Raw genomic sequence first — 22,778 nt, forward strand, 5'->3', positions numbered from 1 at the left:
AGCCGAGCGTCAGCGAGGCGCAGTCGTGAGCCAACCGGTGCCCGGCGCGGCGGCGGGGCCGCTGGCGGGGATCCGGATACTCGAGGTGGGCACCATGCTCGCCGGTCCCTACGCCACCATGATGCTCGCCGATCTCGGTGCCGAGGTGACCAAGATCGAACCGCCGAACGGGGAGATTTCGCGACAGGTCGGCGACTCCTATTTCGCGAGCCTCAACCGCGGCAAGCGCAGTATTCGACTCGAATTGGCCAGCCCCGCCGGACAGCGCCGACTGGCCGAACTCGTCGCGCAATCCCATGCGCTGCTGGTGAATTTGAAGCCGTCGGCGATCCGTCGCCTCGGCCTGACCTACGAGTCGCTGCGGCAGTTCAACGACCGGATCGTCTGCGTGGCGATCACGGGCTTCGGCTTGGACGGCGGTGACGATCCCGCCTTCGATTATGTGATCCAGGCGGCCGTCGGCATCGCCGCGATGACGGGCGATCCGCAGGGGCCGCCCACATTGCCCGGCTATTCCTCGGCCGACAACTCGACCGGCCTCACCGCCGCGCTCGGCCTGCTCGCCCAGATTGTCTCCGGCCGCGGTGGGCAGGTCGACGTCTCGCTGTACGAGGTGATGCTCTCGCAGCTGAACTACCATGCGTCGGCCTATCTCAACGACGGCAAACAACCGCAACGCCGAAACTTCGGCGCACATTCGTATTACGTTCCAGCACAGCTCTTTCCAACCGCCGACGGTCATCTGGCGCTGTTCATCACCCACGATGGTTTCTGGAAGGTCTTCGCCGCCGAGGCCGGTGTCGACGGGTTCGAGACAATGGCCGAGCGGGCCGCGCATCGCGACGACGTGCTCGCCGCGGTGACCGCCGCCCTTGCCACCGATACCGCATCCGGCTGGGAATCTCGCCTGCGGCCGCTCGGTATTCCAGCGGCCGCGGTGCGCACCCTGCCCGAGGCACTGGCCGCCTCCCCTGAAACCATCGTCACCGTCGGCGATTACCGGCTGATCGGCAGTCCGATCCGGATCGCCGGATACCGGCCGCGATACGGCCCGCCGCCGGTGCTCGGCGAGCACGAAATGTAGGCGTGCCGCTGGGCTGGCGGTGCCTGAGCGGGCACGCAAAGTCTGTCCTGTTTTCGCGGGACGAGTCGGTTTCGAAATATTGCTCACCGGTGGTGGCAGCCAGTTGTGAGTTCCAGGAAATATGCTGGCCACGAAGGGAAAACGGGCTGCGACAGCCGACTAACGGAACGGAAACCGACCGGTGCTGTTCTGAATGCATGGAAATCATGTCATGGTTCAAGTCCAAGTCCGGCGCGGCCACGATCGCCGAGCCCGGCACAATCTACGAGCAGATCGGGGGGCAGGAGGCACTCGAGGCGGTAGTCGAGGACTTCTACGTCCGCGTCCTCGCCGACGACCAGCTGGCGCCATTCTTCACCGGTACGAACATGTCTCGGTTGAAGGGACGGCAGGTCGAGTTCTTCTCCGCTGCGCTCGGCGGCCCCGGCCCGTACACCGGTGCCCCGATGAAGCAGGTCCATCAGGGCCGTGGCATCACGATGCACCATTTCACCCTTGTGGCAGGCCATCTCACCGATGCGCTGACCGTCGCCGGGGTGCCGACGGCGCTGGTGGAACAGATCATCGGGGCTATTGCCCCGCTGGCCGACGACATCGCGTCCGGCTCGGCCTCCGAGTCACCGCGCTGACCCTGCCGCCGTTGGCCACCGCCTACGCTCGGCGACCATGAGGTGTAGGCGCAATGCCCGTACCTGGCCGGGAACACTTCGACTCCGTCGCCGCCGAACTCAACATCCCGCAACCCAAAACGCTCAGGTCTTGTCCTGCGCGAACCAGCAGCGGCGCTTTCGTCATTCCGGGGGCCGTCTGCATCGTTCGTCGAGTGCTACCCCGATCAACTTCCGTACATACTCACCGATAACAGATTGTCCGGCAAGGCTTTGAATGCGCGGCCGTAGCTTGCTATCCCGCGCGGCTGCGCGATGGCCGCGGCCGGGTCCGATCGAACCGACTGAGCCTCAGGCCAATCGCGGTGGCAGGGCAAAGAGCTGAAATACCTCCTCGACCTGGTAGGCGACCATGTGCGTGATGCGGTCGCCGTCAATGGTGAAGACCTGCAAGGTGTGCAGCATGTAGCCTCCGTCGGCATCGCGGACGTAGGCCGCCAATGCGGGTCCGCCGTTGGCCCCGACCGGCACCAATTGCCAATCGGTGCCGCGGGTGTCGAAGACGCGGGCCATGAACCCGACGTAACCCTCCCGGCCGAGGTACCAATTGAGCATGGGCGGCATTTCCATGATCACGTCGTCGGCCAGCAGTTTCTCCAGCGCGGCCAGGTCGGCGTTCCGGAAGGCGGTGACGTAGCTGTCCAGCACGGCCCGCTGCTGCGCGCTCTCGGTGACCTCGTCCTCTCGTATTCCATTCTGGCTCAGCGCCTTACGTGCCCGCTGCAACGCGCTGTTGACCGCCGCCGGTGTCATATCCAGCGCCTGCGCCACCTGCGCGGCGGGCCAGTCGAGTACCTCGCGTAGCACCAGTACCGCCCGCTGGCGCGCGGGCAACTGCTGCATGGCCGCGACCAGCGCCAGTCGCAGACTGCCTTGCGCCAGTACGGCTTCCGATGGATCGGCCAGCATGGAGTCCGGAATCGGTTGCAGCCAAGGGATTTCTCCGCCGTGAACCAATGCCTCGCGTGGATCGTCGCCGGGCGCGTTGCCCAGACCGGAGGGCATCGGTCTGCGCCCGCGCTGCTCCAGCGCGGTCAGGCAGGCATTGGTGGCGATCCGGTACAGCCAGGTCCGCATCCCGGCCCGGTTCTCGTCATAGCTGTCGCGTGCCCGCCAGGCTCGCAACAGCGTCTCCTGCACCAGATCCTCGGCGTCTTGCACCGACCCGAGCATGCGATAGCAATGTGCGAGCAACTCCCGCCGATACCGGTCGGTGCTCGCCGCGAAATCCACGTCCGCCATGCCCTCAGCTCCTCGAAAACGCCCCCACCGAACTTTTCTACACCGCGAGCGATGAATCGGGCACGGTCCGCCGGTAGGTACTCGTGAGCCGCTCACCGCGGCCGTGACCTCAGGAGGAAATCATGACCGACACCGCAATGCGCACCGACCGCGAGGCCGTCCTCGACGTGCTGAACAATCTCTACCGCGCCTGGGCCGCCAACGACGCCGACGCCTTCGTCGCCGACTACGACCCCGACGCCACGTCCATCCTGCGCGGCGTCTTCAACTCCGGTCGCGCGGCCGTCCGAGACCGGATGGCCGCAGGTTTCGAAGGCCCGCTGCGCGGTTCGAAAACCCTGGACGAACCCCAACTCGTCCGTTTCCCTACCCCCGACACCGCCATCGTCGTCAGCCGCAGCGCAGTCGTGATGGCAGGCGAAACCGAGCCCTCTGCCGACCGCTGGGTGATGGCCACCTGGACCCTGATCCGCCGAAACAACCGCTGGCTCCTCACTGCGTACCATAACTGCCCGGCCTAGTACTGCAACAGCACCGGGCAGTCAGGTGAGTGGATGCCCAGGGCGGCGGTAGTGCGGGCTTTGTGTTGGCGGCGTCGCGGCCAGCACGAAGCCTCAGCGCTCAGGTTGGGCCGCCGCACGGCCAGTGTAGCGCCGCTCCACCTCGTGAAAGCCTTCCGGCACAATCGGTCTCGCCCACAGCTGCCCACCGGATTGTCGACAGAAAGCGTCGGTGTTTGCCAGCACAGCGCTCAGCACCCCGGTAGTTCCGGACCACATCGGCGACCGGAGTGCCCGCTGAGCCGTCACGCGCGAGTGCGGTAAATGTCTCCGAGATCCAGCCCGGACTCACCGAATTCAAGCGGATGCCGAGCGGCCGATTCGAGCACCGCCGCGGGCACGAAGCCACCGAGACCTTTGTTGTGAGCCTGGCGATGTTGGCCCGCAAGTCCTGATACGCATGGCGCGATCTTGGCGGTCAGGGGCGTTTCTGCCGCTGTCGGGATGCCGCGTCAGCAACCATGATTTCAGTGTTCGCAGAAACGCACGAGACAAAGGAACGCACTCCATGATCGTCCGTTCACTGAAAGAGATCATCGGCACCGAGCGAGAAGTGAAGGGCCCCACATGGAATAGCCGTCGCCTGGTGCTCGCCGAGGAGAAGGTCGGGTTCTCCTTGAACGACACCGTGGTGGACGCGGGTACCGAGCTCGAGATGTGGTACGCCAACCACATCGAGGCCGTCTACGTCATCGAGGGTCGGGGTGAACTGGTGGACGCCGAGACCGGTGCAGAGCACCGTCTCGAGCCCGGGGTGATGTACCTGGTCGACGCACATCAGCATCACACTTTGCGCACCCACACCCGCTTCCGCGCGGTCTGCGTGTTCAACCCGCCCCTCACCGGCCGCGAGGTCCACGATGAGAACGGCGCCTTCCCACTGCTGACGGAAGAGGATAAGTGAGCGAAACCTTTCCCGAGTCCGAGCCACTGCGTGGTTTCGCCAGTGACAACAACGCTTCCGTGCACCCGGAGATCATGGCGGCGCTGGCCGCCGCCAACGAGGGCCACCAACCTGCCTACGGCGCGGACGTCCACACCGTACGGCTGCGCGAACTGGTCGAGGACCATTTCGGCGAGCGTGCCGATGTCTATCCGGTCTTCAACGGCAGCGGCGCCAATGTGGTTGGGCTGCAGGCGATGTGCGACCGGTGGAGCGCGGTGATCTGCCCGGAGTCCGCACACATCAACCTGGACGAGTGTGGCGCACCCGAGAAGGTGGCCGGGCTCAAGCTGATCCCGGTATCCACCCCCGACGGCAAGCTGACGCCGGGGCTGCTCGACCGGTACGCGTGGGGCTTCGGCGAGGAGCACCACGCCCAACCCAAAGTCGTCTCGATCACCCAGAGCACCGAGCTCGGCACCCTCTACACACCCGGCGAGATCGCCGCCATCAGCGCGCTGGCGCGCGAGCGCGACATGCTGGTGCACGTGGACGGCGCCCGACTGGCCAACGCGGCCGCCGCGCTCGACCTGCCGCTGCGCGCGTTCACCACCGACGCCGGGGTGGACGTGCTGTCGTTCGGCGGCACCAAGAATGGCTTGATGCTCGGCGAGGCGATTGTGGTGCTGAACCCGGACGCGGTGCGCGGCATGACGTACCTGCGTAAGGCGTCGATGCAGCTGGCCTCCAAGATGCGGTACGTGTCGGCCCAACTCGTCGCCCTGCTGGAGGGCGACCTGTGGCTGCGCAACGCCCAGCACGCCAACGCGATGGCGGCCCGGCTGGCAACGGCCGTCGCCGAAGTGCCCGGCGTCGAGATCGTACGGCCGGTCCAGACCAACGCCGTCTTCGCCATACTGCCCCCGGAAGTCACCGAGCGACTGCAGAAACGGTTCCGCTTCCACACCTGGGACGACCGCACCGGCGAGGTCCGTTGGATGTGCTCATTCGACACCACCGAACCCGACGTAGACGCCTTCGCCTCCGCCATAGCCCAAGAGGCCGCAGCCTGAAGGTTGCCGCTGCCGCGCACCGATTTGCGCGCCACGCATGCTTTCGCCCGGCGAATTCGTGCGCGGCACCGGAAAAGGTGCGTGGCGCCCTTTCGTCGGCCGCCGCGCGTCAGTGCTTGGCGGTCAACCTGGCGATATTGGCACGGAAGTCTGCACTCTGGAAGGTCAGGTCTTCGGCCGCCAGGGCGTAGTCGAGCGTGGCCAGCACGGCACGCTCTAGTTGCAGGTTGAGCACGCGTTTGGTGCTTTCCACTGCCTGCTGCGGAAGTTCGAGCATCCGTTGCGCACATGCCAGCGCCTCGGTTACCGGATCTTCGACGACATGGTTGGCCAGGCCCATCTCCCTAGCCCTGGCGGCGGGGATTCGTGCACCGGTGATCGCGTATTCCTTGGCCAGCAGCAGGCTCGTGTGCAGCGGCCAGGTGAGTGGGCCGCCGTCGGCGGCGACCAACCCGACCTGCACGTGTGGATCGGCCAGATACGCGGTTTCGGCGATGTAGACCATGTCGCTCAACGCGACAAGGCTGCAGCCGAGACCGACCGCCGGACCGTTGACCCCGGCGATCACCGGGATCCGGCAGCGGGCCATGCCGAGCACGATATCGCGGCCGTCGGCGATGGTCTTGGTGCGCAGTTCGCGATCGCGGCTGAGTTCCTCGAGGTAGGTGAAGTCGCCACCGGCGGAGAAGGCCCGGCCCGCGCCGGTCAGCACGGCTACCCGCGCCTGCGGGTCCGCGCTGAGCCGCGGCCACAAGCGGGCCAGCCCGTTATGCAGCGGATCGTTGACGGCGTTGAGAGCATCGGGTCGGTTCAGCGTGATGATCCGGACCGGTCCCTCGGCGCGGACGTCGATTTCGGCTGGCATGTCATACATTTCAAACTCCCAATCCCAGGATGCGCGCGGCGATGATGTTCTTCTGTATCTGTGAGGTACCGCCCATGACGCTCTGTGCGCGGCTGTAGAAGTAGGACCCGAGCAGTTCCGGATCGCGGGTGCCGCCGACGGCCAGCGCCGCATGGCCGACCGCCTGGTCGGCCCAGGTCATGAGCAGTTTGTCCAGCGACCCGTCGGGCCCGTGGGTGACGCCGTCGAGCTGTTCGGAGAGTCGGCGCCGGACGTGCAGGCGCAGCATCTCGGTCTGCACCGCCGCCCAGACGAGTTCCTCGGGCGCCTTGCCCTCGACGCGAGCGGCCAACTGGCGCACCAGCTTTCCGTATCGAGCAGCGAATCCCAATGTGGACGGTTCACGTTCATGTCCGACGACGGTCATCGCCAGCTTCCAGCCCGCACCGGGCGCACCGACCAGTTGATCCGCGGGCACGATCGCCCCGTCGAATTCCACCTGACCGAATTCCCGGGTCACCCCGCTGATCATCCGCAGTGGCCGCTGCCGCACACCCGGTTGCTTCATCGAGATGATGAATGCCGAAATACCTTTGTGTCGTGGCGCATTCGGATCGGTGCGCGCTAACAGCAGGCACCAGTCGGCGACATCGGAATAGCTGGTCCAGATCTTGTGGCCATTGACTACATAGTGGTCGCCCGCGCGCGTCGCGGTGGTGGTCAACGCGGCCAGATCCGAACCGGCCCCCGGTTCGCTGAAGCCCTGGCACCAGCGCTCGGTGCCGTTGATCATGCCGGGCAGGAACCGTTGGCGCAGTTCCTTGCTCGCGTGCCGTCCGAGGCCAGCGACCAGGTAGCCGAGGCTGGGCCGCGGCGGTGCGCCCGCGATCGCCAACTCCTCGTCCAGGATGACGTCGTAGACCGGCGAAAGGTCGTGGCCACCGAATTCTCGCGGCCACGACAGTCCGAAGAATCCGGCCGCGTACAGCGCTTGATGCCATTCGCCTTGGCGCGCCCAGTATTCGTCACCCGAAGTCGGAAAGGTACCGGCCACCTCGCCCAGCCAGGCGCGCAGCCGGTCCCGGAATTCGGCCTCCTGCGGTGCGTCACGAAAGTCCAAGGTCGATCTCCTCCAGGCTGACGGGGAACAATTCGGTCGAGGTCAGGGCCCGGCGCAGGTATATGTGCGCGAGGCACTCCCAGGTGTTGCCGATGCCGCCGTGCACTTGAATCGCGGTCTCGCATACCGTTCGTGCGGCCCGCGCGCAGTACAGCTTCGCGATCCGCGCCGCCCGCATCGACTCGGCGTGCGACAATTCGTCGACTGACCAGGCCGCATGGCGCGCGACGCTGATCGATCCCTCGATCAGGGCCTGACTTTCGGCGAGCAGGTGCGCAACCGCTTGATACGAACCGATCGTATTGCCGTACTGCGCACGGACTTTCGCGTATTCGACGGTGAGGGACTGCGCGCCGCGCGCGACACCGACCAGATCAGCGGTGGTGGCCACCAGCGCCAACGCCTGCCACTGAGCCACCTGATCGGCGGACAGTTCGCCGAGGAAGTCGAGGCGACCGGTGAGCTCCGCGTCGAGCCTGGTGAGATCCGCACCGGGCAGTTCGGCGCCGACGCGGCCGACAAGCAGTTGTCCGTCGTCGATCACCAACGCGCGCTCGGCGCTGTGCGCGTCGAGCGCCCGGCCCGCCACCGCGACCGTCCAGCGCTGATCGTCGTCGGCCGGTCCGCGCAGATCGTCGGCCAGTACCGGTCCCAGGAACGGCACATCGACCAGGCCGCGCCCGAACTCCTCGGCCACGATCGCCACCTCGACTCCGGAGGCGCCGTCCGAACGCAGTGCGCGCCAGCCGGTCTGGTCGACCGCCTTCTCCAGCCGGGTGACCCGCGCCGCGTCGTCGAGGTCGAGTACCGAGCCGGGGCCGAGGTCATCGGCCAATTTCGCGGCGGCGTCCCGCAATTGTCGCTGTTCACTCGTGAGACGAACGTCCATACTGCTCCTTGAGAATTCGGCGCAACACCTTGCCGGAGGGCAGGCGCGGGATTTCGGGGACGAACACCACGCGGCGCGGTCGTTTGTAGCCCGCCAGCCGGTCGCCGACCAGTGCGATGAGTTCGTCGGCGGTGACCGTCGCGGTGCACGAGACTGCCGCGACGATCGCCTCCCCGTCAGCGGTGTCGGCGATGCCGAACACCGCGCAGTCGCCCACCGCGGGATGCCCGTGCAGCACGGCCTCGATTTCGGCGGGTGCCACCTGGAAGCCGCGGACCTTGATCATTTCCTTGGATCGGTCGGTCAACTGGACCCAGCCTTCGGCGTCGATTCGGCCGATATCACCGGTCCGGTACCAGCCGTCGTCGAAGGCTTCGCCGGTCGCCTCGGCCGGTAGATAACCTGCCATCAGTGATGGCGACCGCGCCTGGATTTCGCCGATCTCGCCCGGACCCAACGGTTCTCCGGTCGCCGTCGACACAACCCGTAGTTGCACTTGCGGCGCTGCTGTTCCAACGCTGTCGTACCGCACATCCCCGATCGGACTGCACGCGATGACCGGCAGCTCGGTGGTTCCGTACGCGGGCAGCCAACCGACACCGGTTCGGGCGGTTACGGTTTCGGCGACGGCGGCGGTGACCGGCGTGGCGCCCCACATGATGAAGCGCAGCGAGGACAGGTCATAGGACTCGAGCTCGGGGTGCGCGGCAAGTGCCAAAGCGATGGGCGCGACAGCCATCTCGATGGTGATCCGGTCCTCGGCGATGCACCGCAGCATCTGTTCCAGATCGAAGCGCCGGTGCAGCCGCATCCAGGCGCCCGCCTCCAGCACGGTGACGATATTGAGCAGCCCCAGGATGTGCGAGGGCGGCGTGACGATCTGCAGGCGGTCGTAAGAGTTCAACTCCAGCACCCGGGTCCAGTGCCGCACCGCGGCGGCGAGCGAGGCGTGGGTGTGCCGCACCGCCTTCGGCAATCCGGTAGTACCCGAACTGAATACGAACACCGCGTCGGATTCCGGATCGGGTCGCCCGAACGTGCGCGTCAGCGGGGTGATCGGGTCGTCGAGGTGACGGGTCGGCAGCAGCTCGGTCAATATCGGCGAATCGCCGAGTCCGTACACCGGTCCGGTCAGCGCCAGCGCATGTTCGACCTCGGCGCGTTTCCATGCCGGACTGATCAGGACCGGTGTAGCGCCCAACCGCCACGTCGCCAGCACGGCGACCACGAATTCCGGCCGGTTCGACGACATCAGCGCGACGCGATGCCCGGCACGCACGCCCCGCCCGACCAATTCCACGGCCAGACCCGCGGCCAGCCGCTCCAACTGCCCGTGCGTGTACTCGCGGTACTCGAACGCGAGCGCGACCGGTTCGGTGCGCGCGGTAGCGGCAGGGGCGGCACCGCGGTGGCTGTCGTTCGACCCCATTTGAGAAGATCCTGTCTCGTCGGAGAGAATACAATTCTCCTTGTACTAGAATCTTAATACCAGGAGGAGGCAGTTCATGGCGAGACCCCCGTTGTTCCAGCGCGCGACCGTAACGCGGATCGTTAAAGAGAGCGCCGACGCGCGCACCTATGTGCTCGCCCCGCACGACGGGCCGATCGCTTATCAATCCGGGCAGTTCTGCACCTTCCGAGTCCACGTGGACGGCAGGGACCTGTTCCGCTCATACTCGATGTCGAGTGCGCCGGAAACCGACCGCGAACTGATGACCACGGTCAAGCGGGTGCCCGGCGGACAGGTCTCGAACTGGCTGCACGACAACGTGGTCGAGGGCGACGAATTGGAGCTGACGAGAGCGGCAGGCCGATTCTGCTTACGTTCCACCGAACTACCGCTGCTCGGTTTCAGCGGCGGCAGCGGCATCACGCCGATTCTGTCGCTGGCCAAGAGCGCGCTGGCGAGCACCGCCAGGAAGGTGCGGCTGCTATGCGCGGACCGTGATCCGGAGTCGGTGATCTTCGAGGCCGTGCTCGCGGAACTGGTCGACCGCTATCCGGGGCGGCTCGAGGTGGTCCGTCACCTCGATGCCGACGGGGGCTTCCTGACACCCGACGCGATCCGCGATTTCGTCGGCGCGGACGGCGGCGGCGACAGTTATATCTGCGGACCCGAGGCCTTCATGGAGATGGTCGAGAACGCTGTGCCCGGACCGGGTCTGGTGTTCAGTGAGCGATTCGGCGCACCGGCTCCGGTGCTGCCCGTAGCCGTCCAAACCCCTACGGCCACACCCTCCGTCGCGGCCGTCGAAACCCCCACTGCGACCACCCCCGTCGCGACCACTGACCACACAGTCACGATCATTCTCAACGGCAAGAAGAAGTCGGTTCCGCGCAAGGACGGCGAAACCTTGCTCGACAGCGCCCGCCGCGCTGGTCTCACACCCCCGTTCTCCTGCGAGGCCGGTAACTGCGCCACCTGCATGGCCAAGGTGACGAAAGGCCATGCCACCCTGCGCCGCAACGACGCCCTGACCGACGACGAACTCGCCGAGGGGTATGTCCTCACCTGTCAGGCCGTGCCGGATACGGACTCCATCACCGTTGACTACGAATGAGCGATACCGCGCACCGTGCCGCCGACATTCGCCCCGCCAAAGCAGCAGGGCGTTGCGATTCGCATCGACTACATCTCGTTGGCGCCACCGGATGGGCAATTCGAGGACTCACCTGATGCCCCATTCGGCTGATGACATCCGGGATGCACTACTGGACAGGTGATCACGTGGAACTGGCGGCGCACTCCTCTCGGGCGATGCCGCCACCGTTTCCACCTGATCAGCTGACCAATCTGTGGGTTGTCGGCGCGGTGACACGTATCGGTGTCGCTTGTCAGGACGGGCTGCTGTGTCGGCGGATCTGCGACACCCCGACCGCGGCGCTGGCGCCCAGTCGTCGGCTAGCGACGGAGCTACCGGGGGCTGCGTCGGAATTGTGTGATCCCAGAAATGATCTCGGTCCGTTGATCGTGTTGGCGCGTTTTGGCGGAGGTCGCGAGCGCGAGCCTTCCTACTTGTCGTGTTGTCGGCGCACCATCTCCGTGATCCAGATGGGCGCGAACGGAGACGTGCAGTTCGGTGGAGTCGGGTAGTCCTCGAGCACCTTCAAGCGCTCACCGATGTCGATTGCACGGGCCCGCTGCTCGGCGTGCTCGATCCCGATCTGAGCCAGGCAGTGGTTCATCGCCCACTGCAGGCGATCCGGGGCGTCTTTCATCTGTGCCTCGATGACGTCGAGTAGTCCTGCGAGATCGAGGCTCTCGGGCTGCTTCGCCACGCGTTCGGTGGTCAACGCCCAGCCTGCGCTCGCGACCACTGGATCCGGGTCGGCGAACCAGGACAGGCGCAGCTCTTCGGCGTACGGGTTCTTCTTCACCACATAGTTCACCAGCCAGTCGTGCACCTTGGGTGTGCGCGCCTCGCGCACCATGACGTCCAACTCGTCACGCTCGAACGCCTTCGGGCGGCAGATCAGGGTCGCCAGCAGTTTTGCCGCGGTGTCGTCGGTCTCCCAGAGCTGGCGCGCGAGTTCCTGCTGCGTTTTCAGCCGCTTCGCGATCGCGCGCAGCTTGCTGAGGTTCACACCGTGATCATCACCGTGTTTCTCGTTCACCACGCGCGTCCTCGGGTCCTCGAGTGCGGCCAGCTCGGCCATCACCTCGGCCACCGTCGTTTCGGCCACCTCGGCCTCCTGTTCATCACGTGAGGGATTCAGATATGCGGGACATGATGAGGCCATGACGATACCGACGCCGGCCCGGGATACGGCGAACTCCGACAGGCCGGCAGCCGGTCGGGCCCTCACCTGGGGGATTGACCCTCGGCTTGATCGGGGGAGCGCTCGTTACGACCCATGACGGCGGTCGGCCTGTTCATGCATCGCACCGACACGGTCCGTACGTATCCAGCACCGAACAGCACCTATGCCGCCGCCGTGAAACGATTCCACCGCGCGATCGACACCGACAGCTACGAAATCTGGCTCGGACCGTTCACCAACGGCGGGGTGCCGCGCGAGCACATCGTGACGATCCCGACTGTAGCTTGCGGGAAGTACTGGCGCAGAAGGCCATTGGTGTTCGCATCGGTCGCACGCGTCTACCGGTCGTTGCGCACCGCCCGGCGCAGCCGAGGATCTTGTTCCAGAGCGAGAGTTTCCGTGCCGATGCCGCCAAGTGTCGAGGTCCGCGCAAGGCCCCGAAGACCATGCTTCTTCGGGGCCCTCGCGCCGATCAGCCCCTCGGAATCAGCACTTCCGAACGCTGCACCGTGCCGGTGATACCGGCGGCGTCCTGGCTCGCCAGCAGCACCGCGGCACGGGCGATCGTTTCCGGCGGCTCGACCATGTTCGCTGGAATTTCCTGGCCACCGCCTCCGGCCTGCCAGCCTTCGGTCAATACCACTCGGGACGGGCTCAGGCAGTTGACCGCGATGTTGTCTTCCTTCAGTTCCGCGGCCAGACCGAGGTAGAGGCGTTCGACGGCGGCCTTGGATACCCAGTACGCATTGGCGCCGCGGATCATATCCACGCCGGTGGTGGTGATCGCGATGAGTGAGCCACCGCCGCGGGCTTTCAGATGCGGAATGACGGCCTTGGTCACGAGGAAGACGCCGGTCAGATTGACGTTCATGCACAGCTGCCAGCGCTCGAGTGGTGTGGTCTCGATTGGACCCAACCACATCACGCCCGCGTTGGCGACCAGGATATCGATGCCGCCGAATTCGGAAACTGTTGTGGCCACGGCGTTTTCGACCGACTCCTCGCTGGTGACATCGCAGACCACCGGCAGTGCCGTTCCGCCCGCGGCGGTGATCCGGTCGGCGACCGAACCGATGGTGCCCGGCAGCTTGCCCTCGGTTTCCGAGCGCGCGGCGACGGCCACCGCCGCACCGGCACCGGCCAGGCCGGCGGCTATCGCCGCGCCGATACCGCGACTAGCGCCGGCGACGAATGCGACCTTGCCGCTGAGTGGCGAGCCCAGACCAAGGTGCGGCTGCCCGTTCATTTCGGTGGGAAGCGCAGTGCGCCGTCGAGTCGGATGATCTCACCGTTGAGGTAGTCGTTCTCGATGATCGACTGAGCCAACTGCGCGTATTCGACCGAGCGGCCCATCCGCTTGGGGAAGGGCACCTGGGGTCCCCAGTAGCCTTCCAACTGGTCGGCGGCCTTGCCGTAGGCGGGTGTGTTGACCGTGCCCGGTGCGATGGTGACCACCCGGATGCCGAGCGGGGACAGGTCACGGGCCGCCACCAGGGTCATGCCTATGACGCCACCCTTGGCAGCCGAATAGGGGAGTTGGCCGATCTGGCCCTCGTACCCCGCGATCGAGGCGGTGTTGACGATGACACCGCGGGCACCCTCGTCCAGCGCCTCGGTTTTGGCGATGGCCGCAGCCGACAGGCGCAGCACATTGAATACGGCGGTCAGGTAGAACTCGATGGTGGTGCGGAAACCGTCGAGTGCCAGTGGCGAGCCGTCCTTGCCGACCAGGCGGCCGCCGGTGGCCGGGCCGCCGTGGGTGTCTACCGAAATTCGCAGCGGTCCAAGGGATTCCGCCTCGGCAATGGCCGCGAGCATCGACTCCTCACTGGTCGCGTCGGTGTGCACGTAGTGGATGCCGAGTTCTTTCTCGAGTTCCTTGCCCTTGTCGTCGGCGACATCGGCGACCACCACCTTCGCTCCGGCGGCGTGCAGGCGACGCACGGTGGCCTCGCCGAGTCCGCCGGTGCCGCCGACGACGATGGCAGCGCTCCCACTGATCTGCATATCGCAATCCTCTCTTGCAACTAACACTCTCCTATGGAGAGAATAATGTTCTCATGAATATCAGCATGATCCTAGACATGGCCGCATCGGCGGGCGATCGGACCGTGATCACGGTCGGCGATCGCTCGCTGACCGCCGCCGCCCTGCTCGGCAATGCGCGTCGCGCGGCCGTCCGGTTCCAGCGGCACCCCGCGGTGCTGTATCTGGGGGCGAATCACCTGGCCTATCCGGTCGCGCTCTTCGGAGCGGCGCTGGCCGGGGTGCCATTCGTGCCGCTGAACTATCGGCTCGGCGAACAGCAGTTGGCCATGCTGCTGGATCGTCATCCCGCGGCGCTGGTGCTGCGGCCCGAAGACCTCGACACCTTGGTCGAGGAGAACACCGATGGGCCCGAACTCGAGGCGCCATGGGATGGCAATGCGGTCGCCGCGATCATCTACACCAGCGGCACCACCTCCGAACCCAAGGCGGCGCTGCTGCGGCATCGGCATCTGATGGCTTACTTGCTGAACACCGTCGAGTTCGGCGCCGCGGACGAGACGGATGCGGCGTTGGTATCGGTGCCGCCCTACCACATCGCGGGCCTGACGAACCTGCTGTCGAATCTCTACTCCGGCCGCCGCGTGGTCTATCTCGCGGCGTTCGACGCGTCCGGCTGGCTGGAAACCGTTCGGCGCGAACGGATCACCCACGCCATGCTCGTGCCGACCATGTTGGCTCGCATCGTCGCAGCCGTCGACGGCGCTGACGCGGGTGTGCCGACGCTGGCGAGCCTCGCCTACGGCGGCTCGCGCACGCCGCGCCCGGTGCTCGAGCACGCGCTGCGGGTGTTCCCGGATACCGGCTTCGTCAATGCATACGGACTCACCGAGACCGCGTCCTCGATCGCGGTACTCGGACCCGACGATCATCGCGCGGCCTTCGGATCCGACGATCCGGCCGTCCGCGATCGACTCGGCTCCGTGGGGCAGCCGCTACCAGGGATCGAGATCCAGATCCGGGCGGAATCGGGTGAGCCCGCCGGGGCGGGGGAGGCCGGGCTGGTATTCGTGCGCGGCGATCAGATCTCGGGTGAATACGGCGGCCGCAGCGCACTCGATGCCGAAGGTTGGTTCCCCACAAGGGATCTGGGACGGCTCGACACCGACGGCTATCTCTTCATCGAGGGGCGCGCCGACGACACCATCATCCGCGCCGGCGAGAACATCGCGCCCGCCGAGATCGAGGACGTGCTGCTGGGATATCCAGGCATCACCGAGGCCGCGGTGATCGGGGTGCCGGATCCGGAGTGGGGACAGCGGCTGGTCGCGGTGCTTGTCGGTGTCGGCGAGCCGGAGGAGATCAAACAGTGGGTCCGCACGCGGCTGCGGTCGTCGAAGACGCCCGACACCATTGTGTTCCGCCGCGAACTGCCCAAGACCGAAACCGGAAAACTGCTGCGCCGCAACCTCGTCACCGAAATGGAGAACACCAATGCCTGAAGCTGTCATCGTGTCCGCGCTGCGCGCTCCGATCGGAACCGCCCGCAAGGGCACGCTGCGCGATACCAATGCCTTCGACCTGGCCAAGCATGTGGTGGCCGCGGCCGCCGAGGGGCTCGACCGGGCCCGTATCGATGACGTCGTCCTCGGCGAGGGCCGCTACGGCGGCGGCGTACTGGCCCGGCACGCGGCGATCACCGCCGGGTTGACCAATGTCGCCGGTGTGGCGCACAACCGGCACTGTGCCGCGGGCATGGCCGCCGTGCAGACCGCGGCCGCCGGAATCCGGGCGGGGATGGACGAACTCGTCATCGCCGGTGGCGTGAATTCCGAATCCACCGCACCACGTGTGCGTTTCCGGGTCGGCGCGGACGAATGGATCGACCCGTGGGTCGCGCCGAGCCATCCGGATCGGCCGGACGCGCCGTGCCTGGACATGTCGATCACGGTCGGGTGGAATACGGCGGTGGCGTCCGGAATCTCGCGCGCGGAGATGGATGCGTGGGCGTTGCGCTCGCACCGCAATGCCATCGCCGCCATCGACGAGGGCCGGCTCGAGGAGGAGATCGTGCCGATCGACACTCCGCACGGACTGTTCGCGGTCGATGAGCACCCGCGCAGGGACACCAGTCTGGAAAAGCTGGCCGGATTGAAGGTGCTGCACCCGGAGATCGAGGGCTTCAGCATCACCGCGGGCAATGCGTCGGGCTCCAATGACGGTGCCGCGGCCTTGGCCATTGCCAGTGACCGGCTCGGATTGCCCGCACTCGGCATCATCCGCGGGTGGGCCTCGGTCGGCGTCGATCCGCACGACACCGGGCTGGCACCGATCGAGGCGATTACCAAGGCGGTTGCGCGGGCGGGTATTTCGCTGTCGGAGGTGAGTCTGTACGAGATCAACGAGGCGTTCGCCTCGGTGCCGATCGCGGCGACCAAGGCCCTCGATATCGATCCCGATCGGGTCAACTTCAGCGGCAGCGGATGCTCGCTCGGCCATCCGGTCGCCGCCACCGGAGCCAGGATGATCGTCACGCTGGTGCACGAATTGCGCCGTCGCGGCGGCGGTTTCGGAATCGCGGCGCTGTGCGCGGGTGGCGGGATGGGATCGGCCACCGTCATCGAGGTTCCGGCTCCCTAGCGCGTGGGAACCATTGCGGAGCTCATCGCCGCCGCGCGGGCCGGATCGGTGCGGGCCACGGGGCGGTTGCTGAGCGCGGTCGAGGGACCACAGCGCGACGAGGTGCTCGCGTTGCTCGACGCGGCCCCGGTTCGGGTCATTGGAGTCACCGGCCCTCCGGGCGCGGGGAAGTCGACCACGATCGCGGCACTGGTGGCCGCCTACCGAGAGCAGGGCCTGCGGGTGGCGGTGCTCGCGGTCGATCCGTCCTCGCCGTACAGCGGCGGTGCGCTGCTGGGTGATCGAATTCGGATGGCGCAGCACATCAATGATCCCGACGTCCTGATCCGCTCGGTGGCCACGCGCGGCCATCTGGGCGGTCTCGCGGCAGCGGTGCCCGCCGCCATCCGCCTGCTCGGGACGCTCGGCCACCAGCTGATCCTGCTCGAGACCGTCGGTGTCGGGCAGTCCGAGATCGAGATCGCCGCGATCGCCGACCCCACCCTGGTGATTCTGAATCCCGGTGCGGGAGACGCGATTCAGGCCGCGAAGGCAGGTCTGCTCGAGGTCGCCGACATCCTGGTCGTCAATAAGGCCGACCGGGAGGGCGCCGACCAGACGGTACGGGACCTGCATCAGGAGTCGGCCGCCCCGATCCTCGCCCTGGTCGCAGCCAAGGGCGTCGGGGTCGCCGAGCTGGTGGCCGCGATCGACGCGCACCACCGCGCCGACACCCTCGACCGGCGGACCGCGCGGGCACGCGCGCAGATCCTGTCGCTGGCGCAGACCCGCTTGCGGACCGATCCGGCGTTGGCGGCATTGGCGGACTCGGTCGCGGCCGGACAGTTGGACGCCTACACCGCAGCGGAGCGACTGGTTCGCATTTCGCCGGAAATAGCGTATACATCTTATGAGAATGACATTTCCATCTGATGGAGGACGGCATGGCAAAGGCCCTCGCGCCCGATGTCTCGACGTGGCCGGCGGAGAATCCGCAGTTGATCGGCAGCCGCTGCGCCGCGTGCAGCGCGGTCACCTGGCCCAAACAAGCACGCTGCCCCAGGTGCAGCGGCCCCGACATGTCCGAACGGCTGCTGCCCCGCCGCGGCACTCTCGTGGCCTGGACCACCCAGGGCTTCGTCCCCAAACTGCCGTACGCGGGCAAGGAGTCTGCCGAGAGTTTCGAGCCGTTCGGGATCGGTCTGGTGCAACTGGGCGATGACGTACGGGTGGAGGCCCGGCTGACCGTGGCCGATCCGGCCGAGCTGCGCTTCGGGATGGATGTCGAGTTGGCCTTCGTCCCCCTTTATGTCGACGACGACGGGAACGACGTCGTCACGGTCGCTTTCGCACCGGCCTGAAGTACGGCTATCGAGGAGAATTGACATGAACGACGTTGCCATCATCGGCGTCGGCCTGCACCCGTTCGGCCGCTTCGCCAAGTCGGCCATCGAAATGGGCGCCGACGCAATCCAATTGGCGCTGACCGACGCCGGTGTCGAATGGAAGGACATCCAGTTCGGCTTCGGTGGCAGTTATGAGGTCAGCAATCCCGATGCCGTGACCCGGCTCGTCGGGCTCACCGGAATCCCGTTCACCAATGTGTTCAATGCCTGTGCCACCGCGGCCAGTTCGATCGAACAGACCGCGGAGGCGATCCGGTCCGGACGATACGACATCGGCATCGCGGTCGGCATGGACAAACATCCCCGCGGCGCGTTCACCGACGATCCGGCCAAGCTCGGGTTGCCCGCTTGGTATGCGGAGAACGGACAGTTCGTCACCACCCAGTTCTTCGGGATCAAGGCGAACCGCTACATCCACGAGCACGGCATCTCCCAGCGCACCCTGGCCAAGGTCGCCGCCAAGAACTTCCGCAATGGCGCGCTCAATCCGAACGCCTTCCGGCGCAAGCCGATTCCGGAAGACCAGATCCTGAACTCGACGATGCTGAACTATCCGTTGACGCAGTTCATGTTCTGCTCGCCCGACGAGGGTGCCGCGGCCGTGATCATGTGTCGCGGAGATATCGCGCACCGCTACACCAGCAATCCGGTATACCTGCGCTCGACCGCGATCCGTACGCGTCGCTACGGCGCGTACGAGGTGCACAGCACCTGGGCGGCCATCGACGAGGACGTCTCGCCGACGGTGTACGCCTCGCGGGCCGCCTTCGAGGCGTCCGGAATCGGCCCCGAGGATGTCGACGTGATCCAACTCCAGGACACCGACGCGGGTGCGGAGGTTATCCATATGGCCGAGAACGGTTTCTGCGCAGACGGCGACCAGGAGAAGTTGCTCGCCGAGGGGGCGACCGAGATCGGCGGCCGCCTGCCGGTGAACACCGATGGCGGCCTCATCGCCAATGGCGAGCCCATCGGCGCCTCCGGTATCCGACAGGTCTACGAACTGGTGCTGCAGTTGCGCGGCCAGGCGGGCGAGCGTCAAGTGCCGGGTAATCCCCGAGTCGGCTACGCCCAGGTCTATGGGGCACCCGGTACCGCGGCGGCATCGGTTCTCAGCCTCTGACGGCGTTTCGGCCCCACCCGGCAAGGAGGAGTAGCCGATGCTGATACGTGAGGGACAGGTCGCTGTGATCACCGGCGGTGCGAGCGGCATCGGCTACGGCCTGGCCGAGGCGCTCGCCGCGCGCGGCGTACGGCTGGTCATCTCCGATATCCGCGAGGACGGCCTGATCGCGGCGGCGGCAGCATTGCGCGACGCTGAGATCACCGCCGTAGTGGCCGACGTGAGCGATGAGACATCGGTGCGCGCGCTGGCCGAGCGCGCCATGGATGCCTACGGCCGGGTGGATCTGGTCTGCAATAACGCCGGTGTGGTGTGCCCGGCCGCGCCGCTGTGGGAGCAGGACGCGGCCACTTGGCAGCGGATGATCGGGATCAAGATCCTCGGTGTCGTCCACGGCGTCAAGGCATTTGCGCCGTTGCTCATCGACCAGGGCGCCGGCCATTTCCTCAACACCGCCTCCTCCGGTGGTCTGGCACCGCTGCCCGGCCGCACGCCCTACACCGGCACCATGCACGCGGTGGTCGGTCTGACCGAGACGCTCGACCTCGAGCTGAAGCAGGCAGCCCCCGCGCTTGGCGCAACCGTGCTGTGCCCGGGACTGGTCGACACCCCGCTCGGACAGAATTCCGCCGCACTGGGTGCGATCGAACTACCGGTGGGCGCGCCCCCCTCGATGCGCACCCTCGCTGGCGCCCGCGGCGGAATCCTGTCCCCGCGCGAGGTCGCCGAGTCCGCCATCGCCGCGATCGAAGCCGGCCGTGTCCACGTGGCTCCCGGCGACGGCGTGGCCACGCGAGCGCGGGCACGGGTAGACACGCTGCTGGCCGACATCACTGGCTGATGACCGCGAATTACCCTTGCGACAATAGATACCGAGCCGATGGGTTCTGGAGTCGACGACCGTTCAGCCGAGAACGGCCGTGATGTGCGGTAAGTCGAGCGTCGACCGGATCCCGGGCTCGGCGGCACAGACCGAGGGAATCGCATTGACCGCACGGTTGGCGGTATAGGCGGGGGATACGGCCGCCATTTGTTCCAAGGGAATCGGGAAGCGCAGGTCGACTTCCAGTGGCGCGTCACCGACCACCGATATGTGCCATCCGGTATCGCGCAGGTCCCAGTCGGGCTCGATATCGGTGGTGCAATACCAATTGGCGCGAAAGGTCAGCACCGGTTCGCCTGCCACCAGGCCCGAAACCGTAGTGCGTTGGGCTGCAACGGTTCCCTGTTCGATCGTGCCCGCCGCAATCCGGGTGACTGTGCGTGCCACCGCCACCGAGCCGTATGCCTCGATCGAATCCAGCGGCCGGCCGAGTGCGTCGCCGACCAGCCGCAGTGACGGTCCGAAACTCGCGGCCAGATGTTGCGCGCGGGCCGCGTCGGAATCACCTGGTGGACGCCCGAAACCCATGACGTCGAATAGCATGGCGGGTGAATCGCGTTGCGACAGATCCGCGTACTCGTCGATCATCAGCTGGTCCAGTCGGCGCTGGATCGAGGACAGCACCAGCGGCACCGCCTCGGTGATGAAACCCGGACTACTGCCGGTGCTGTGGACGGAGGTGCCGCCGAGTGCACAGGCTTGCTGAACACGTTGGCGCAGAACAGGATCCATGCTCGCCGGATGATGGAACAGGCCGCACGTTGTCACCACATTGGTGCCCGATGTCAGCAGGCGGATCACCGCCTGCGCGTCGAACACGAGCGGCATATAGAGCACGCAGTCCGCGTCGAGCTCGATGATCTGGTCGATGTCGTCGGTGGCCAGCACACCGGTGGCCGGAATATCGCAGAACTCACCGGCATCGCGCCCCACCTTGTCCGCACTGTGCACGAACAGGCCGACCAACTCCATCTTCGGATGCTCGACTACACCGCGCAGAGCGCGCGCGCCGATGGTGCCGGTGGCCCACTGCACCACCCGGTGCGGCCGGCTTTCGGGTGCGTCGGCAGATCTCTTGATCCCCATTCGATTCACGACCACGTCGTCACCCGACCTCGGAGGGGAAGCGCACCATGGCTTCCTGCGCGTACGAGGCGACCAACCGGCCGTTGTCGGTCAGCACATCGCCGCGGCCGAAACAGCGGCTGCCCGCTATGAGCGGGCTGTGCTGACGCAGCAGCAGCCACTCGTCGGTGCGGAACGGTCGATGGAACCAGATGCTGTGCGAGGTCACCGCCGAATGGAATGCGGTGCCGTTGCCGCGCTGGCATACACCGTCGATTGGCCGCAGTGCGGTGCCGATGAGGTTGAGATCGGTGGCGTAGGCAGTGATGGCCGGGGCCAGCCGCGCATCGATGTCCGGCGTCCGCATCCAGAACTCGAATTCCGGTGGGCCCGAAGCGGTGTCGTCGAGATCGACGGCCGATCGGGTTTCCCAGGGCAGCAAGTCCCACGTCACCTTGTGCTCGGCGCTCAGCAATGCGGGCACGGCGGGTACGCTCTGGTGCTCGGGCCCCTCCGCCTCCGCGTGCAGCGACACCGATGCGGTGGCCACGATCCCATAACTCTGCTCGGCGACGATGGTGACGGTGGCGAAGGAACGGCCCTCGTGATGACGGCGCACCCGATAGCGGATCGGCTCATCGGTTCGGCCTTCGCGCGGGAACAGTGCGTGCAGTGACTTGACCGATTTCTCCGGGCAGGTCAGATCGGCCGCGCGGATGAACTGGCCGAGCAATTGCCCGCCGAAAACGCGGTAGTACTCGAGCTGCTGATTGCGTCCCTCGAAGACGGATTCGTCGTCGAGGGACGGCCGAGCGGTCAGGTCGAGACAGCCGAGAAGATCATTCCAGAGGTCGGGCATACCCCCGAGTGTAAGTGAAACTCTTCGTGATTGAGAATGATATTCTCAATCCTTGGTGAAGCCGTGTGCGCAGAAGTTCCAGACTTCGGTCGCGGTGATCGGGTGCACGGTCTCCTCGTCGGTGCCGCCGGTGGACTGCGCGATGAACATGACCGTCTGCATGACCATCGCCGCGGTACGCCGCGGATTCGCGTCCGAACGCAGCTGATCGGCGTCTTTGGCCTGCTCCATCAGCTCGGTGAACAGTGCGAGCAGCGGTGCGTGCGCGACCTTGACCTGCGCCGGATGCGTGACGAGCAGCTGTGGCGCGAAGTCGGTGAACAGCGGGCGCTGTGCGGCCGGATCGGGTCGGGACAATTCGAACAGCAGCTCGACGGTCACCCGCAGCTGCTGCAGCGGATCGGCCTTGGCATCGGCGGCGGCGCGCAGTTGATCGGCGGTGCGCACGAGCGCGTCTTCGAAAAGGGCGAGTAACAGCTCGTGCTTGCCGTCGAACTGCAGATAGAAACTGCGCAGCGACTGACGTGAACGATCGACGACTTCCTGCACGGTGAAGTCGGTGCTGCCCTTCTCGGTGATGATGGCCTGCGCCGCGTCGAGGAAGCGCTGAACGCGCTGTTCGGCGCGCAGTTTCGCGGTCCGTAACGAGCGCTCGACGGCGCGCTGCTTCCAGGCTGGCTCTTCGCTCGGGCTGGTCACCGGCGCTCCGGTC

The 22,778-nt window shown here is 66.4% G+C and carries 24 protein-coding genes; 13 read left to right on the forward strand and 11 right to left on the reverse strand.

Annotated elements, in window-relative coordinates:
- Positions 1-25 precede the first annotated feature (25 nt).
- Both ACIBI6_RS24980 and ACIBI6_RS24985 read left to right on the forward strand, forming a co-directional pair.
- Positions 26-1,084 (forward strand): CaiB/BaiF CoA transferase family protein, encoded by a 1,059-nt coding sequence (locus ACIBI6_RS24980; protein WP_396958054.1) that lies wholly within the window; start codon positions 26-28, stop codon positions 1,082-1,084.
- Positions 1,085-1,290: 206 nt separating this feature from the next.
- Positions 1,291-1,713, forward strand: coding sequence for a group 1 truncated hemoglobin (locus ACIBI6_RS24985; RefSeq protein ID WP_396958210.1), 423 nt, complete (start codon positions 1,291-1,293; stop codon positions 1,711-1,713).
- A gap of 330 nt (positions 1,714-2,043) precedes the next feature.
- Here ACIBI6_RS24985 and ACIBI6_RS24990 read toward each other — a convergent pair whose 3' ends face one another.
- Positions 2,044-2,994 (reverse strand): sigma-70 family RNA polymerase sigma factor, encoded by a 951-nt coding sequence (locus ACIBI6_RS24990; protein WP_396958055.1) that lies wholly within the window; start codon positions 2,992-2,994, stop codon positions 2,044-2,046.
- Between the two features lie 122 nt (positions 2,995-3,116).
- Between ACIBI6_RS24990 and ACIBI6_RS24995 the strand changes: the two genes are divergently transcribed.
- From ACIBI6_RS24995 to ACIBI6_RS25010, 4 genes are all read left to right on the forward strand, one after another.
- Positions 3,117-3,515, forward strand: a complete 399-nt coding sequence (locus tag ACIBI6_RS24995; protein ID WP_396958056.1) for an SgcJ/EcaC family oxidoreductase — start codon at positions 3,117-3,119, stop codon at positions 3,513-3,515.
- Positions 3,516-3,784: 269 nt separating this feature from the next.
- Positions 3,785-3,949, forward strand: coding sequence for a hypothetical protein (locus tag ACIBI6_RS25000; RefSeq protein WP_396958057.1), 165 nt, complete (start codon positions 3,785-3,787; stop codon positions 3,947-3,949).
- Positions 3,950-4,062: 113 nt separating this feature from the next.
- A complete protein-coding gene (locus tag ACIBI6_RS25005) occupies positions 4,063-4,458 on the forward strand; it encodes an ectoine synthase (RefSeq protein ID WP_364343052.1) in 396 nt (131 codons plus the stop codon).
- Positions 4,455-5,510, forward strand: coding sequence for a threonine aldolase family protein (locus ACIBI6_RS25010; protein ID WP_396958058.1), 1,056 nt, complete (start codon positions 4,455-4,457; stop codon positions 5,508-5,510). Before ACIBI6_RS25005 ends, ACIBI6_RS25010 begins: the two co-directional genes overlap by 4 nt.
- Before the next feature lie 109 nt (positions 5,511-5,619).
- On the opposite strand, the gene ACIBI6_RS25015 is transcribed toward ACIBI6_RS25010, so the two are convergent.
- From ACIBI6_RS25015 to ACIBI6_RS25030, 4 genes are read right to left on the reverse strand one after another with little or no spacing between them, the layout of a single operon-like run.
- Positions 5,620-6,384, reverse strand: a complete 765-nt coding sequence (locus ACIBI6_RS25015; protein WP_396958059.1) for an enoyl-CoA hydratase/isomerase family protein — start codon at positions 6,382-6,384, stop codon at positions 5,620-5,622.
- Between the two features lies 1 nt (position 6,385).
- Complete coding sequence (locus ACIBI6_RS25020) at positions 6,386-7,474, reverse strand: acyl-CoA dehydrogenase family protein (protein WP_364343043.1); 1,089 nt, start codon at positions 7,472-7,474, stop codon at positions 6,386-6,388.
- The gene (locus ACIBI6_RS25025; RefSeq protein WP_364343040.1) at positions 7,461-8,363 is read right to left on the reverse strand and encodes an acyl-CoA dehydrogenase family protein; all 903 of its coding nucleotides are present in this window, start codon (positions 8,361-8,363) and stop codon (positions 7,461-7,463) included. Before ACIBI6_RS25025 ends, ACIBI6_RS25020 begins: the two co-directional genes overlap by 14 nt.
- A complete protein-coding gene (locus tag ACIBI6_RS25030) occupies positions 8,341-9,792 on the reverse strand; it encodes a class I adenylate-forming enzyme family protein (protein ID WP_396958060.1) in 1,452 nt (483 codons plus the stop codon). Before ACIBI6_RS25030 ends, ACIBI6_RS25025 begins: the two co-directional genes overlap by 23 nt.
- A gap of 76 nt (positions 9,793-9,868) precedes the next feature.
- Here ACIBI6_RS25030 and ACIBI6_RS25035 point away from each other — a divergent pair, with 76 nt between their 5' ends.
- On the forward strand, positions 9,869-10,924 hold the full coding sequence (locus ACIBI6_RS25035) for a ferredoxin--NADP reductase (RefSeq protein WP_364343033.1): 1,056 nt from the start codon (positions 9,869-9,871) through the stop codon (positions 10,922-10,924).
- 451 nt (positions 10,925-11,375) lie between these two features.
- On the opposite strand, the gene ACIBI6_RS25040 is transcribed toward ACIBI6_RS25035, so the two are convergent.
- The 3 genes from ACIBI6_RS25040 to ACIBI6_RS25050 form a co-directional block, all read right to left on the reverse strand.
- Positions 11,376-12,104 carry a DNA alkylation repair protein gene (locus tag ACIBI6_RS25040; protein ID WP_396958061.1) on the reverse strand — a complete coding sequence of 243 codons (729 nt, stop codon included), beginning with the start codon at positions 12,102-12,104 and terminating at the stop codon, positions 11,376-11,378.
- Positions 12,105-12,597: 493 nt separating this feature from the next.
- Entirely contained in the window at positions 12,598-13,371 is a 774-nt protein-coding gene (locus ACIBI6_RS25045; RefSeq protein WP_364343027.1) for an SDR family oxidoreductase, read from the reverse strand.
- The gene (locus ACIBI6_RS25050; RefSeq protein WP_364343024.1) at positions 13,368-14,132 is read right to left on the reverse strand and encodes an SDR family NAD(P)-dependent oxidoreductase; all 765 of its coding nucleotides are present in this window, start codon (positions 14,130-14,132) and stop codon (positions 13,368-13,370) included. The genes ACIBI6_RS25045 and ACIBI6_RS25050 overlap by 4 nt, the downstream gene beginning before the upstream one ends.
- Positions 14,133-14,185: 53 nt before the next feature.
- On the opposite strand from ACIBI6_RS25050, the gene ACIBI6_RS25055 reads away from it, so the two are divergent.
- The 6 genes from ACIBI6_RS25055 to ACIBI6_RS25080 are packed head-to-tail and all read left to right on the forward strand — an operon-like array spanning position 14,186 to position 20,100.
- Entirely contained in the window at positions 14,186-15,613 is a 1,428-nt protein-coding gene (locus ACIBI6_RS25055; RefSeq protein WP_396958062.1) for a class I adenylate-forming enzyme family protein, read from the forward strand.
- Positions 15,606-16,751, forward strand: a complete 1,146-nt coding sequence (locus ACIBI6_RS25060) for a thiolase family protein (RefSeq protein ID WP_396958063.1) — start codon at positions 15,606-15,608, stop codon at positions 16,749-16,751. Before ACIBI6_RS25055 ends, ACIBI6_RS25060 begins: the two co-directional genes overlap by 8 nt.
- Before the next feature lie 3 nt (positions 16,752-16,754).
- Positions 16,755-17,663, forward strand: coding sequence for an ArgK/MeaB family GTPase (locus ACIBI6_RS25065; protein ID WP_396958064.1), 909 nt, complete (start codon positions 16,755-16,757; stop codon positions 17,661-17,663).
- Positions 17,664-17,674: 11 nt separating this feature from the next.
- The gene (locus tag ACIBI6_RS25070; protein ID WP_396958065.1) at positions 17,675-18,091 is read left to right on the forward strand and encodes a Zn-ribbon domain-containing OB-fold protein; all 417 of its coding nucleotides are present in this window, start codon (positions 17,675-17,677) and stop codon (positions 18,089-18,091) included.
- Between the two features lie 25 nt (positions 18,092-18,116).
- Complete coding sequence (locus tag ACIBI6_RS25075; protein WP_364343009.1) at positions 18,117-19,259, forward strand: thiolase family protein; 1,143 nt, start codon at positions 18,117-18,119, stop codon at positions 19,257-19,259.
- A gap of 37 nt (positions 19,260-19,296) precedes the next feature.
- Entirely contained in the window at positions 19,297-20,100 is an 804-nt protein-coding gene (locus ACIBI6_RS25080; RefSeq protein ID WP_396958066.1) for an SDR family oxidoreductase, read from the forward strand.
- A 63-nt stretch (positions 20,101-20,163) separates the two neighbouring features.
- Here ACIBI6_RS25080 and ACIBI6_RS25085 read toward each other — a convergent pair whose 3' ends face one another.
- The 3 genes from ACIBI6_RS25085 to ACIBI6_RS25095 are packed head-to-tail and all read right to left on the reverse strand — an operon-like array spanning position 20,164 to position 22,765.
- The gene (locus ACIBI6_RS25085; protein ID WP_396958067.1) at positions 20,164-21,228 is read right to left on the reverse strand and encodes a dihydrodipicolinate reductase; all 1,065 of its coding nucleotides are present in this window, start codon (positions 21,226-21,228) and stop codon (positions 20,164-20,166) included.
- 19 nt (positions 21,229-21,247) lie between these two features.
- Positions 21,248-22,066 (reverse strand): acyl-CoA thioesterase, encoded by an 819-nt coding sequence (locus tag ACIBI6_RS25090; protein WP_396958068.1) that lies wholly within the window; start codon positions 22,064-22,066, stop codon positions 21,248-21,250.
- Between the two features lie 45 nt (positions 22,067-22,111).
- The gene (locus ACIBI6_RS25095; protein WP_364342997.1) at positions 22,112-22,765 is read right to left on the reverse strand and encodes a TetR/AcrR family transcriptional regulator; all 654 of its coding nucleotides are present in this window, start codon (positions 22,763-22,765) and stop codon (positions 22,112-22,114) included.
- Positions 22,766-22,778 lie beyond the last annotated feature (13 nt).

This window comes from Nocardia sp. NPDC050412 (genome assembly GCF_044458825.1).
Taxonomy (GTDB): Bacteria; Actinomycetota; Actinomycetes; order Mycobacteriales; family Mycobacteriaceae; genus Nocardia.